Here is a 13,298-nt window from a genome sequence, read left to right as displayed (position 1 = left end):
ATGGATAAATTTCGCTATCGAGTGAAACATCAAAAAATAGCTCCTTTCCATTTTATTTCTCAGTTAGATTTGAGTCGTCTATGGAGTAGAGCTTTCCGCCGGGCAGGGCTTCCAGTTGCTTATTCTCAAGGCTTTAATCCTCGCCCTCTTCTTTCTTTTGGTCCGGCGCTGCCCTTAGGGGTAGAGAGCAGGGCAGAATACTGGGATGTTTTTCTCTATCGAGAACTATCTCCGGAGGAGATGTTAATGATTTTGAATAGAGAAGTGCTTTCTGAACTAAAAGCCGAGGAAGCAGATATTCTTCCTCTATCTTTCCCTTCTATTAGCCGGTCTACGAAGGGAGTGCGTTACTCCTATTATTTTTCTCAATCAATAGAGGAGAAAGCAGGGTTGAGCCCGGAGATGGGGATAGAAGAAGAAAAAAGAGAAGTGGTTGGGGAATTATTTGTGGTATTATTCCTTTTTAAAGAAGAAAAGATATTATATAGCCCCGCGAAATGGGCAGAAATACTAAGAAAAGAATGGGGTGAAAGCCCTGTAAAGATAGTTAAAGAAGAGGTTTTATGGTAGAACGGAGGTTGAATAATTGAAGAAAGAAATCGTAATTGATATGTCGGAGATAGAAACAAGAGCAGCTCTCTTAGAGGAGGGAAAAGTAGTTGAATTTTTTTTCGATCGAGCCACTCAATCTCGCTTGGTTGGCAATATCTTCAAGGGAGTAGTAGAAAATGTTCTTCCCGGCATTCAATCAGCTTTTGTGAATATTGGTTTGGATAAGAATGCTTTTCTTTTCGTTGGCGATATGCTTCTGGATGATAAGAATAAAGCGCAGAAGGTTGAAGAGCTGGTACGCTCTGGCGAAGAAATAGTAGTGCAAGTGACCAAAGAACCTATGGGAACTAAAGGAGCGCGGATAAGCACTAAAATTTCTTTACCTGGGAGATACGTGGTTTTGATGCCCGGTATAGATACGGTAGGGATTTCCCATCGAATAGGGTCAGCAGAAGAGCGAGAAAGATTGAAAAAAGCATTAGAAAGGTTGAGACCGGTGGATGTAGGCATAATAGCACGGACAGCGGCAGAGGGGATAAGTCCTGAAAAGCTGAAAGAGGATATAGATAGTCTGCTTCGACTGTGGGATAGAATTTTAAAAAAAGCTGAAATTATGTCTGCGCCCTGTGCTCTTTATGAAGAAGCCAGTCTCGTCTATACTTTGGTTCGGGATGTGCTGGATGAAGAAGTGGAGAGTGTCTGGATTAATTCTTTTTTTGGTTACCAGAAGATAAAGGACTTTGTGGATTCCATCGCTCCCTCTTTGAGCAACCGGGTTAAGCTTTTTGAAGGTCGGGAGAATATATTTGAGCACTTCGGGCTTAATCGAGAAATAGAGAAGGCTTTAAGCCGGAGAGTTTGGTTGAAAAGTGGAGGATATTTAGTTTTTGATCGAGCTGAAGCTATGACCGTTGTGGATGTAAACACTGGTAAGTTTGTGGGAAAGGGAAACTTGCAAGAGACCATTTTTAAGACCAATATGGAGGCGGCAGAAGAAATTGCCCGTCAGGTGAGATTGCGAGATATAGGAGGTATAATTCTCGTTGATTTTATTGATATGGAAAAAAAGGAACACCGCCGACAGGTGGTGAGAAAATTAGAGGAAGCCCTCTTGAAGGATAGAAGCCGCTGCACAGTGGTAGAGATGAGTGAATTGGGTCTGGTAGAAATGACCAGAAAAAGATTGAGAAAAGAGATAGATTCCTTTTTACGAGAGCCTTGTTCTTTCTGCGAGGGAGAGGGAAGAATATTGTCTCTGGAAACTATAGCAGTTAATTTTTTGCGAAAGCTGGAGGAAATATGCAGCAATACCTCTTCTTCTACACTGGCATTTTCAGTAGGAGAGGAATTGGGAGAGTATCTCCAGGAAGAGGGGCAAAAGTTTCTGGACAATTTAAAAAAATTATACGGTAAGGAAATACTGTGGAAAATAGACCCATCTCTTGCTCCTCGCCGGTATAACATCATCGGGGTTGGCAGTGAAGAGATTCGGGAAAAAATGGAGAAGGTTATTTGACTAAATTCCAATTTCTATGGTAAATTCTTTATCGTTCTCTGGAGGTGAGGATCATGTTTGCTATTATTGAGGCGCAGGGAAAACAGTACAAGGTGCAAGAAGGAAGTATAATTAAGCTGGATAGCTGGTTGCCACAGGAAGAGGAAGAGGTGGTTTTTGATCGAGTGCTTATGTGGAAAAAAGATGATGCACTGGAAGTGGGAAAGCCTTACGTAGAAGGAGCAAGAGTAACCGGAAAAGTTCTTAGAAGAGGCAAGGATAAAAAGGTAGTGGTGTTTAAATATAAACCTAAGGTGAATTATCGGAAAAAAACCGGTCATCGTCAGCCTATTACTTTGGTGCGTATTGAAAAAATAGAAGGGGAGTGAAACTATGGCTCGTAAAAAAGCGGGAGGAAGCGCGCGTAATGGTAGAGATAGTAATTCCAAACGTTTGGGAGTAAAGGTTTATGGCGGACAATTCGTTAAAGCCGGGGGGATTATTGTTCGCCAGCGAGGCACTAGAATTCATCCTGGAGTTAATGTAGGTAGAGGTAAAGACGATACTCTTTTTGCTCTCTGTGATGGATATGTGGTTTTTGAGGATAGGAAAAATAGAAAGCAGGTCTCCGTTTTTTCTGAAAGTATGAGTTAAGGCGAGGAGAGTAATTGTTTGTAGATAGAGTTGTTATCAGGGTGCAGGGAGGCAGGGGAGGAGACGGAGCGATTAGCTTTCGGCGGGAGAAATATATTCCTCGGGGCGGGCCAGATGGCGGAAAAGGAGGAGAAGGAGGAAGAGTTTTTCTCCGTGCCTCTTCTCACAGAGAGACTCTCCGGGGTTTAGCTTTTTCTCCTTTATACCAGGCTCCTTCTGGAGAAGGAGGTAAGGGTAGAAAGCAAGAAGGTAGAAAAGGCGAAGATTTAGTGATTGAGGTTCCCCGAGGAACGCAGGTTTTTGATAACCAGACAGGAGAATTAATTGCCGACCTTCTTTATCCGGGAATGGAAGTAATGGTTGCCCGAGGAGGAAGAGGAGGGAAAGGGAACGTTTCTTTTGCTTCTCCCGATAATCGGACTCCTCGAATGGCGCAAAAAGGAGAAGAGGGGGAGGAGCGAGAGCTTCGCCTGGAATTAAAGTTGTTTGCCGATGTGGGTTTAGTGGGATTGCCTAATGCTGGTAAATCCACTCTCCTTTCCCGAATGAGCAAAGCGAAGTCTCCCGTAGCTCCTTATCCTTTCTCTACCCGGGAACCATTTTTAGGGACAGTGGGCGAAGGTGAAGAAAAATTTGTTTTGCTGGATATCCCGGCAATTGTAGAGGGAGCAAGCGAGGGAAAGGGATTAGGGAGTGAATTTCTTCGCCATTTAGAGAGGGCATATCTCCTTTTATATGTAATTGATTTATCTTCTTCTTTTTCGGGAACTAATCCCCGGGAAGATTTAAGGATTTTACGGGAGGAGTTAAGAAAATATAATTCTCTTCTTGAGGAGAAACCTTTTCTTGTAGTGGCTAACAAGTTAGACCTTCCCGGAGCTCGAGAAAATTGGGATAGCTTTAAAAAAACCATAGAAAGAGAGAGAATAGAGGGATGGGGAATATCAGCTCTCTCGGGGGAAGGAGTGGTTGAGCTTCTCGAGCGAATAAGAGAAATATTAAAAGAGGAGAGAGGGAAAGGGGAGGCAATAGTAGCAAAGGCGGAAATAAAAGAAAAAGATATTTCTCCAACGATTTATCGTTTTTCTTCCACCTATTTGGAGAAGCTGCTTCAGGAGGCAGACCTTTACCCCGGAGAGGAAGAGGAGTTTTTAAATCGGGAATTAGAAAAGTCCGGGTTTAAGCGTTATTTATTATCTTTAAAATCCTCAAGTGTAATAGAAGTGGGAGAAAGAAAGTTAGTTTGGAAGGAGAAAAGGTTGAAGTTTTTAGCTGATGAATAGAGAAGAGTTTCAAAAAAATAGCAATTTGATAGTAGTAAAAGTGGGGTCCTCGCTTCTTGTGGATGGGGGTGCTTTACAATTAGATAAAGTCAGAGAATTAGCTCATAATATAGCCCGCTTAAAAGAAAAAGGGAAAAAAGTTATTCTGGTTTCCTCTGGAGCAGTAGCCTGCGGGATGAGCGTTATGGGTTTTACTAAAAAGCGAGGAGGCATTCCGTTTAAACAAGCTATGTCAGCCATCGGACAAAGCGTTTTGATGCAAGCTTACCGCGAAGCTTTCTCCCCATTGGGGATACAGGTAGCTCAGATACTTCTGGCACCTGAGGACACTCATAATCGAGTTAAATACCTGAATGCCCGTAATACTTTTGAAGCCCTTCTCCATTTGGGAGTTCTTCCTGTGGTTAATGAAAACGACTCGGTGGCGGTAGCAGAAATCAAGTTTGGCGACAACGATCGTCTTTCAGCTCTGGTGGCTTCCTTAATAGGTGCAGACCTTTTGGTTATTCTCTCTGATGTAGAAGGCCTCTTTACTGCTGACCCTCGTCTTTCGTCTCAGGCCTCGTTAGTGGAGGAAGTAAAAAAGATCGATCTGGAGATAGAAGAAATGGCCGGGGGAGAAGGTAATTACTTTTCTACCGGGGGGATGAAGAGTAAAATAATAGCTGCTCGAATGGCCACTCTTTCCGGGATAGGAGTGATAATCGCTTCGGGTAAAGATTTCTCGGTTCTGCAAGAGATTGGAGAAGGAAAAAAACGGGGCACTTTCTTCTGGCCCGAAGAAAAGCATCTTCCGGGAAAGAAAAGGTGGATTGCTTTTGCCATGATACCCCGGGGTAGTGTTTTGATAGACAAAGGAGCTAAAAAGGCTATTTTAGATCAGAAGAGTCTCCTTCCTGCTGGAGTGATTGCAGTAGAAGGAAACTTTGATCTGGGAGATTGCGTAGAAATTTTAGGTCCCTCTCGAGAATTGGTGGGAAGAGGAATAACTAATTATTCTTCGGAGGAGCTAAAAAAAATATTAGGCTTGCATACTGATGAAGTGAGGGAAGTTTTAGGAGGGAAAGATTTTGATGAAGAAGTGGTTCATACTGATAACTTAGTACTTCTGGGAGGAGAGTGATATGGAAAAAAACTTGAAAGATGTTGCCCGGAAAACTAAAGAGGCTTCCTATTTTCTTGCTAATATTTCTTCTTTCCATAAAGATCAGTTTCTTTTACAGCTGGCTGATAATTTAGAAAGAGATGAAGAAGAGATAAAAGAGGAAAATAGAAAAGATTTAGAAAGGGCTAAAGACATGGGGATGAAGCCTTCGCTTCTGGATCGTCTGGAACTGTCTTATTCCCGCATAAAAGCCATGGCTTCAGGTCTGCGGGAAGTAGCTAACTTTCCTGATCCGGTGGGGGAAGTGATAGAAGGCTCTAAAAGACCCAATGGCCTTTTGATCACCAAAATGAGGGTGCCCTTGGGTGTGTTAGCTATTATTTATGAGGCTCGTCCTAATGTAACGATAGATAGCGTGGGTCTGGGTATAAAATCGGGTAACGCTCTTCTTCTTCGAGGTAGTAGCTCAGCCATTCATTCCAATCAAGTTTTGGTGGGTAAAACCAAAGAGACTTTATCTCAATGTGGTTTTCCGCCTGATGTGGTTAATTTGCTGGAGTGTAAGAGCCATGAAGAAGTGCAAGAACTTTTAACTCTCCGGGATTATATAGATGTGATTATTCCCCGGGGAGGAGCTGATTTAATAAAATTGGTGGTAGAAAATTCTCAAGTTCCAGTAATAGAAACAGGGGTAGGAAATTGCCATGTCTATGTGGATGGGAGTGCTGATTGGGAAATGGCAGAAAAAATAGTTATTAATGCTAAAACCCAGCGTCCCAGTGTTTGCAATGCCTGCGAAACTCTTTTAGTGGATAATAAAATTGCTCCTCAATTTCTTCCCCGGATGATTCATGCTCTGGAGGAAAGAGAAGTAGAAATAAGAGGGTGTGAAAAAACGAGAGAATTAGTGAAAGAAGTTAAATTAGCAACGGAAGAAGACTGGTATGCAGAATACCTGGATTTAATTTTGGCAGTTAAAGTGGTGGGAGGCATAGAGGAAGCTATAAAACACATAAATAGCTATGGTTCTCATCACTCAGAAGCCATCGTGACTCAGGATTATACGGTAGCAAGAAAGTTTCTGGAAGAGGTGGATGCTGCGGCGGTTTACGTCAATGCCTCTACTCGTTTTACCGATGGAGGAGAATTTGGAATGGGAGCAGAAATTGGTATAAGCAATCAAAAGCTCCATGCTCGAGGCCCTATGGGCTTGAGAGAGCTTACTACTGTTAAATATATGGTTTGGGGAACAGGACAAATACGGGAGTGATATTCTACGGATAAAAAAGGAATTATGGGAGGAACTTTTGATCCTATCCATCACGGCCATTTGGTTACTGCAGAGGAAGTGAGAGACTACTTTGACTTAGATGAAGTAGTTTTCGTTCCTTCTGCTCGTCCTCCTCACAAAATAGGGCAAGAAGTGAGTGACCCCGAGCATCGCTACCTTATGGTTGTTTTAGCTACTGTTACCAATCCTTATTTTCAAGTTTCTCGGGCTGAGATAGAGAGACCTGGTCCTTCTTATTCCATAGATACAGTTCGTTACTTTAAAGATTTATGGGGAGAGAAAACAGAGATTTTTTTTATAACCGGAGCTGACGCTTTTTCTCAGATTTCCAGCTGGAATAATCCGGAAGAATTGCTGGAACTCTGTACTTTTGTAGCTGCTTCTCGTCCGGGTTACCGATTGTTAGGGGTGGAGAAGAAATACCAAGGAAGGGTAAAAACTATCGAGGTCTCTGCTTTAGCTATTTCTTCTTCTGAGATACGATGGAGAGTAAAAAGAGGCGAATCAATCAAGTATCTAGTACCAGAAACAGTAGAGAATTATATTTACAAAAATGGATTATATAGAAATTAAAGATCAAATAATTTTTACTTTAAAGAATATGCTTACCGAGGCCCGATTTTATCACTGTTTGCGAGTAGCAGAAGAAGCTCAACGTTTAGCTTCCCGCTGGGGAGAAGAGGAGAGCAAGCTATACATTGCCGGTCTTTTACATGATTGTGCTCGAGATTTACCCTATCAGGAATTGATTCCTCTTTTACCTTCTTATCTGGGAGAGGAGGTTTATTCTATTCCCGCTATTTTTCATGCTTTAGCCGGGCCTGCGATAGTAGATAGGGAATTTGGAATTAAAGACTATAAAATCTGGCATGCCATACGCTGGCATGCTACGTCCTGTGATATGATGTCCAGGTTTGATAAAATTTTATTTATTTCTGATTTTTGTGAACCTGGTCGAGAATTTCCTGAAGCAAATTTGATAAGAAAGATAGCAGAAAAAGACTGGGAGGAGGCTTACCGGCGGGTTTTGAAGGATAAATTATTTTTTCTCCTTGCTCATAATTTTCCAATTTATTCCGCTACCTGGAAGGCCTGGAATAAAATAAAATGAAAACTAATAAAAAAGGCTGGAAAATCTTTTATATTATCTTGGGCTTTTTTTTAGGACTTTTTCTTCTTTTTTTATCTACTCTTCTGGGATTCAGGATACCTCTGCGCTGGACGGTAATAAAGGAAGTGATGGGTTATAGTGAACCAGAAAATGCTTTCATTTTAGTAGTGGGACAGGATAGTATTGAGCCCCGGAGGAGTGATACTATAATTTTAGTGGGTATTAATTCCCAGATAGATGAAATCCTTCTTTTCTCTATTCCTCGGGATTCTCGTCTTTTGGTACCCGGAAGGGGATATGATAAAGTCAATCATTCTTATGCTCAAGGGGGGATAGGGCTTCTCCGTCAAACCTTGGAGAGCGCTCTAGGGATAAAAATTCCCTATTTTGTGGAGGTAGATTATGAAGGGTTTGAAAAAGTTATCGATGCTCTGGGGGGAGTAGAGATAGAAGTGGAAAAACCTCTTAAATATGTAGACAGAGCTCAAGATCTTTATATAGACATTCCCGCAGGGGAACAATTGCTCGATGGGGAAAAAGCGTTACAGTACGTGCGCTTCAGGTATGACCCTCTGGGAGACATTGGAAGAATCAAAAGGCAACAAGAATTTCTACAGGCTCTTCTCTCTAAGGTAGACAACGATCCTCTTTTGCTGGCTCGGCTTCCTCAATTAATAGAAAGTACCCGGGGAGCCCTGACTACTAATTTGACTGGTGATTATCTCAAACAGTTGATTATGTGGTTTCAAGGATTGAATGAGCGAATAATAAAAATGGAAACGATGCCTGGGGAGTCAATATATGTAAATGGAGTAAGCTATTGGGAACCAGATCTCGAGACTTCTCGAGAGATAGTTCAGAAATTTTTCTTTGCTCGGAGGGAGGATATTGAGAATTCAAGAGAAGATAGTATTGGCCAAGAGAGCGGCGGAGAGTAAAAAAGCCTTCGATCTCGTTATTCTTGATTTACGGGGATTATTCCCTTTTTCCGATTACTGGCTCATTTGCAGCGGTTCTTCTGCTATTCAGACTAAAGCAGTGGCGGAGGAAGTCCTGAAAGAGATGGAAGAGTGTCAATTGCGGCCTTCTCACCTCGAAGGGATGGAGGAGGGAGAATGGATTCTCATTGACTATGGTGATTTAATGATTCATATTTTTCGAGAAGGAGAACGGTTATTTTATCAACTGGAAAGATTGTGGCATAGAGCTCCCCTTCTTTATTCAGAAAAAGAAGGTTTAAATCTTTTGGAGGAAATTAAAGATTGATTGAATTTCTTTCTCTATTGTGGTTTAATGTAAAAGTTTGGTTTTAAACGAACTAATTCTCTAGAAGAGGAATTAAATTAATAAAATCTTTTCTGGCGATGGAAGGGAGGTAACATTATATTGGAGAAGAGATATCAAATTACTTCTGAATCAGTTACTGAAGGTCATCCAGATAAAATCTCGGATCAGGTTTCTGATGCCATCCTGGATGCTATATTAGCTCAAGACCCCCAGGGAAGAGTAGCAGTAGAAACGCTGGTAGCTACGGGCTTAATTTTAATTGCCGGTCAAGTCAGCACCAGTTCTTATGTAGATATTCCTCATGTTGCTCGAAGCACAGTAAGAGATATAGGTTATACCCGGGCTAAATATGGTTTTGACTTTGAAACCTGTGCAGTTTTAACTGCTATAGATGAGCAGTCTCCAGATATTGCTCTGGGAGTTAATCGTTCGCTGGAAGTGAAAATGGGAGAAGAAGTAGAGGATGAAGAGCTTTCTTTAGGTGCTGGAGACCAGGGTATGATGTATGGTTATGCTTGTAATGAAACTCCGGAACTTATGCCTTTTCCCATTGTTCTGGCTCACCGCCTGGCTTTTCGCCTGGCAGAAGTAAGAAAAAAGGGAGTTCTTTCTTACTTAAGACCTGATGGGAAAACACAGGTTACTGTGGATTATGTGAATGATAAACCAGTAAGGATTGATAATATAGTGGTTTCTGCTCAACATCATCCTGACATTTCTTTAGATACTTTGCGGGAAGACATATTGAGAGAAGTAATAAATCCAGGGGTTCCTTCTTCTTATAGAGACGATAAAACCCAGGTTTTAGTTAACCCGACAGGTAGGTTTGTTATTGGGGGACCACAGGGGGATACTGGTCTTACGGGAAGGAAGATAATTGTTGACACCTATGGAGGCATTAGCAAACACGGAGGAGGATGTTTCTCTGGTAAGGATCCCACTAAAGTAGACCGTTCTGGTAGTTATGCCGCTCGTTATGTAGCTAAAAATGTGGTAGCTGCCGGTTTAGCTGATAGGTGTGAATTCCAGTTAGCTTATGCTATAGGTGTGGCTCGTCCAGTTTCTATGAGCATAGATACTAAAGGAACGGGGAAAATTCCTGATGATGAAATTCTTCGCCTGGTGAAGGAGGTTTTTGATCTCCGCCCTGGAGCTATAATTAAAAATCTTAAACTTCGGCGACCTATTTACAAAAAGACTGCTGCCTATGGTCATTTTGGACGTAATGACCCTGACTTCAGCTGGGAAAAAACTGATAAAGCCGATGTTTTAAAAGAAAAAGCGGGATTATGAGAGGAGGAGGGAGTATGGAATTTGAAGTAGCTGATTTAGATTTAGCCAGTGAGGGAAAAAAGAAAATAGAGTGGACAGAACGAGAGATGCCGGTGGTTACCAACATTGCTTCTTCATGGAAAGATGTTTTGCCTCTTCAGAACTTAAGAATAGCTGCCTGTCTCCATGTTACCGCTGAAACTGCAGTTTTAGTGAGAGCTTTACAGGCAGGAGGCGCAGAAGTGCGACTCTGTGCTTCTAATCCTTTAAGTACCCAGGATGAAGTAGCAGCTTCCCTGGTAAAGGATTATGGTATTTCTGTTTTTGCCATTAGAGGAGAAGATCACGATACTTATTATCAACATATTCAAAAAGTACTGGAATTCAAACCTCATATTACGATGGATGATGGGGCAGACCTGGTTTCCTTTGTACATGTTCACAAAAGAGATCTTCTTTCTGAAGTTAAAGGTGGGACAGAAGAGACAACCACCGGAGTTATTCGACTGAGGAGTCTGGAGAAAAATGGAGAACTGGGTTACCCGGTTATTGCTGTAAATGATGCTCTCACCAAGCACCTTTTTGATAATCGCTATGGAACAGGGCAAAGCACTATCGAAGCTATTTTACGAGCTACTCACATTTTATTAGCTGGTAAAAAAGTGGTGGTAGCAGGTTATGGATGGTGTGGGAGGGGAATTGCTGCTCGAGCTAAAGGCATGGGAGCTCGAGTAGCAGTGGTAGAAGTGGATCCTGTAAGAGCACTGGAAGCGTTGATGGATGGTAATGATGTATTATCTATGAAAAAAGCTGCTTCCTGGGGAGAAGTTTTTATCACTGCTACCGGAAATACTTCAGTTATTCGAGGAGAACATTTCTTATCTCTTCCAGATGGAGCTATTTTAGCTAATGCTGGTCATTTTAATGTGGAGATTGATGTGAAAGAGCTGGAAGAAATAAGTGTAAACAAAAGAGAAGTACGTCCTTTAGTGGAGGAATACACTTTGGGTAATGGAAAAAAAGTATATCTTCTGGGAGAGGGACGTCTAGTCAATCTGACCTGTGCGGAAGGGCACCCTCCTACAGTTATGGATATGAGTTTTGCCAATCAGGCTCTGTCAGTAAAATATTTAAAGGAAAATGCTTCTCATCTCGAGAAAAAAGTTTATCGAGTTCCTGAAGAGATAGACCGGGAGATAGCTTCCCTGAAGCTTCAATCCCTCGGTTTAGAAATTGAAAAATTGACTTCTCGCCAGAGGGAATATCTTTCTTCCTGGCAAGAAGGTACTTAATAAATTTCCCTGTTTCACCAAAAGTGAAACCAAAAAAAGTCCAGAGGGAGGAATGAACATGAATAATTACGAACTGGGAGTGATACTCCGACCTACTCTTTCTGAGGAAGAAGTAAATTCAGCAGTAGAAAAACTGAAGAATTTTATCGAAGAGAGAGGCGAGGTGGTAAAAGTAGATTTGTGGGGAAGAAGAAAGCTTGCTTACCCTATTCAAAAATATCAGGAAGGTTATTATGTATTCTTCAATTTTAAGTTTCCCCCTTCAGAAGTGGCGGAACTCAAAAGATGGATGGGTTTAAACGAGGAAGTTATCCGCCATCTTTTGGTTAAAGAAGATGAAAAAGAGGAAACTTCTGTTTCTTCATCTTCTTCTCCGGAAGAGGAGATTTCAGAAGAGGCAGTGAGCGAAGACGCGGCTGGTGATGTCTCATCTCAGTCTTAATCGAGTTTTTTTAATCGGGTTTTTACCTCACAGTCCAGTAGTGCGCTATGTTCCATCCGGTATACCAGTGGTTAATTTTTCGCTGGCAGTATACCGAACTTTTTCCTCTGAAGAAGAAAAAGAATGGATAGATTATCTCAACATAATAGCTTGGCGAGACCTAGCTCTTTTCTGCGGGGAAAATCTAAAAAGAGGAGACTGGGTTTTTGTAGAAGGAAGGATTCAGGTAAGAGCTTATGAAAGCTCAGAGGGTAAAAAAAGAAAAGCTTATGAAATTGTAGCTTCAGAGGTGAAACTTTTATCATATCCGAAGAATAGAAAAAGAGAGGAGGTAACTGAAAATGGCAGTAGATAGAGATGAATACTCGGGACGGAAGAAATTCTTTCGTAGGAAAAGGAGACCTTGCATGTTTTGTTTGGGTAAGGCAAAAATAGATTATAAGAACGCTGATTTTCTTCAGAGGTTTTTAAGTGAAAGAGGCAAGATTGTTCCTCGTCGAGTTACGGGCACTTGCGCTAAACATCAGCGGAAAGTTGCTCGGGCTATAAAAAGAGCGAGAGAGCTTGCTCTTTTGCCTTATGCAGTAGATTAGGATTGATGAGACAAGCCAGATCCACGGTGGAGGGAGCTTTTCTGGCTGCCCTCACCGTTATTTTTTATTTATCTTCGATATATATCCCTGTTTTAGGTTTTTTATTGAGCTTTCTCTGTCCTCTTCCAATTATGTTTTTAACCATTCGCTGGGATATGAAAGCGGGGTTGCTGGCGGCTTTGGTGGCTAGTTTTATAGTTTTTATCTTTGCCGGCGCCATATCTGCTTTAACCTGTTTTGTAGGGTTTACTTTTTTGGGATTAATTATGGGTCTTACCATCAAAAGAGGTTATAACTTTATAGAAGTAATAGGGATAAATACTCTGGTTTCTATTTCCTCTAAGTTGTTATTAATTGGCTTAGTATTTTTAATCATGGGTCAAAACCCTCTTTCAGAAACTCTGTCTTTTTTGGAAGAAGGTTTGAAAAAGGGCCTATCTTTTTTTCCTCAGGAGGGAGGTATAGATGTAGAGATGATAGCCAGTTTTATCCATATGGTTTTACCTGCTGCAGTTTTTATTGCCTCTCTTTTTGACACGGTACTCAATTTTATTTTAGGTAGCTGGATAGGAAAGAGATTGGATATTAAATTTCCTCCCTTTCCTCCTTTTGAGAATTTGCAACTGCCCAGATCTATTTTTTGGGCTTTTGCTCTGGGATGGCTTTTCGTTCTGTTTGGAGGAGCTACTTTTTGGGGCAAGATTGGTCTAAATTTACGAATGGTTACCCAGGTGCTTTTTTTAGTTCAAGGGGCATCCGTGGTATACTATTTTCTGGGTAAGTATATTCGTTCTCGATTCTGGTTAACAATTATAGTAGTTTTTGTGGCTTTGCAGCCACTGCTTTCTACCATATTGAGCTGGGTGGGAGTTTTTGATTTTTGTTTTGATTTGCGGAAAATTAGAGGGAAGTGAGGAGGAT

General features: G+C 41.5%; 17 protein-coding genes. All 17 read left to right on the top strand.

Annotation, left to right across the window (positions count from 1 at the left end):
* Complete coding sequence (locus GXZ17_RS05280) at positions 1-570, top strand: TIGR03936 family radical SAM-associated protein (RefSeq protein ID WP_409376241.1); 570 nt, start codon at positions 1-3, stop codon at positions 568-570.
* A 16-nt stretch (positions 571-586) separates the two neighbouring features.
* The gene (locus tag GXZ17_RS05275; protein ID WP_409376240.1) at positions 587-2,068 is read left to right on the top strand and encodes a ribonuclease E/G; all 1,482 of its coding nucleotides are present in this window, start codon (positions 587-589) and stop codon (positions 2,066-2,068) included.
* A gap of 53 nt (positions 2,069-2,121) precedes the next feature.
* The gene (gene rplU, locus GXZ17_RS05270; protein ID WP_409376239.1) at positions 2,122-2,436 is read left to right on the top strand and encodes a 50S ribosomal protein L21; all 315 of its coding nucleotides are present in this window, start codon (positions 2,122-2,124) and stop codon (positions 2,434-2,436) included.
* Between the two features lie 4 nt (positions 2,437-2,440).
* On the top strand, positions 2,441-2,701 hold the full coding sequence (rpmA, locus tag GXZ17_RS05265; RefSeq protein ID WP_409376238.1) for a 50S ribosomal protein L27: 261 nt from the start codon (positions 2,441-2,443) through the stop codon (positions 2,699-2,701).
* A 14-nt stretch (positions 2,702-2,715) separates the two neighbouring features.
* Positions 2,716-3,984, top strand: coding sequence for a GTPase ObgE (obgE, locus tag GXZ17_RS05260; protein ID WP_409376237.1), 1,269 nt, complete (start codon positions 2,716-2,718; stop codon positions 3,982-3,984).
* Positions 3,977-5,107, top strand: coding sequence for a glutamate 5-kinase (gene proB, locus GXZ17_RS05255; protein WP_409376236.1), 1,131 nt, complete (start codon positions 3,977-3,979; stop codon positions 5,105-5,107). The genes obgE and proB overlap by 8 nt, the downstream gene beginning before the upstream one ends.
* Position 5,108: 1 nt before the next feature.
* Positions 5,109-6,359 (top strand): glutamate-5-semialdehyde dehydrogenase, encoded by a 1,251-nt coding sequence (locus GXZ17_RS05250; protein WP_409376235.1) that lies wholly within the window; start codon positions 5,109-5,111, stop codon positions 6,357-6,359.
* Positions 6,360-6,383: 24 nt separating this feature from the next.
* Positions 6,384-6,953: a nicotinate-nucleotide adenylyltransferase gene (gene nadD, locus GXZ17_RS05245; RefSeq protein WP_409376234.1), complete on the top strand. Its 570-nt coding sequence runs from the start codon at positions 6,384-6,386 to the stop codon at positions 6,951-6,953.
* Positions 6,934-7,491 (top strand): bis(5'-nucleosyl)-tetraphosphatase (symmetrical) YqeK, encoded by a 558-nt coding sequence (gene yqeK, locus GXZ17_RS05240; RefSeq protein WP_409376233.1) that lies wholly within the window; start codon positions 6,934-6,936, stop codon positions 7,489-7,491. Before nadD ends, yqeK begins: the two co-directional genes overlap by 20 nt.
* Positions 7,488-8,429 (top strand): LCP family protein, encoded by a 942-nt coding sequence (locus GXZ17_RS05235; RefSeq protein WP_409376232.1) that lies wholly within the window; start codon positions 7,488-7,490, stop codon positions 8,427-8,429. Before yqeK ends, GXZ17_RS05235 begins: the two co-directional genes overlap by 4 nt.
* Positions 8,404-8,757, top strand: coding sequence for a ribosome silencing factor (rsfS, locus tag GXZ17_RS05230; RefSeq protein WP_409376231.1), 354 nt, complete (start codon positions 8,404-8,406; stop codon positions 8,755-8,757). The genes GXZ17_RS05235 and rsfS overlap by 26 nt, the downstream gene beginning before the upstream one ends.
* Before the next feature lie 120 nt (positions 8,758-8,877).
* Positions 8,878-10,071: a methionine adenosyltransferase gene (metK, locus tag GXZ17_RS05225; protein WP_409376230.1), complete on the top strand. Its 1,194-nt coding sequence runs from the start codon at positions 8,878-8,880 to the stop codon at positions 10,069-10,071.
* Between the two features lie 14 nt (positions 10,072-10,085).
* Positions 10,086-11,342 (top strand): adenosylhomocysteinase, encoded by a 1,257-nt coding sequence (ahcY, locus tag GXZ17_RS05220; RefSeq protein WP_409376229.1) that lies wholly within the window; start codon positions 10,086-10,088, stop codon positions 11,340-11,342.
* 58 nt (positions 11,343-11,400) lie between these two features.
* Positions 11,401-11,784, top strand: a complete 384-nt coding sequence (rpsF, locus tag GXZ17_RS05215; protein WP_409376228.1) for a 30S ribosomal protein S6 — start codon at positions 11,401-11,403, stop codon at positions 11,782-11,784.
* Complete coding sequence (locus GXZ17_RS05210; RefSeq protein WP_409376227.1) at positions 11,765-12,139, top strand: single-stranded DNA-binding protein; 375 nt, start codon at positions 11,765-11,767, stop codon at positions 12,137-12,139. Before rpsF ends, GXZ17_RS05210 begins: the two co-directional genes overlap by 20 nt.
* Complete coding sequence (gene rpsR / locus GXZ17_RS05205; RefSeq protein WP_409376226.1) at positions 12,126-12,377, top strand: 30S ribosomal protein S18; 252 nt, start codon at positions 12,126-12,128, stop codon at positions 12,375-12,377. Before GXZ17_RS05210 ends, rpsR begins: the two co-directional genes overlap by 14 nt.
* 5 nt (positions 12,378-12,382) lie before the next feature.
* Complete coding sequence (locus GXZ17_RS05200; RefSeq protein WP_409376225.1) at positions 12,383-13,291, top strand: YybS family protein; 909 nt, start codon at positions 12,383-12,385, stop codon at positions 13,289-13,291.
* Positions 13,292-13,298 lie beyond the last annotated feature (7 nt).

The sequence above is a fragment of the Candidatus Sordicultor fermentans genome, assembly GCF_012728195.1.
GTDB lineage: Bacteria > Atribacterota > Atribacteria > Atribacterales > Caldatribacteriaceae > Sordicultor > Sordicultor fermentans.
This window is presented reverse-complemented; position numbering and strand designations above follow the sequence as displayed.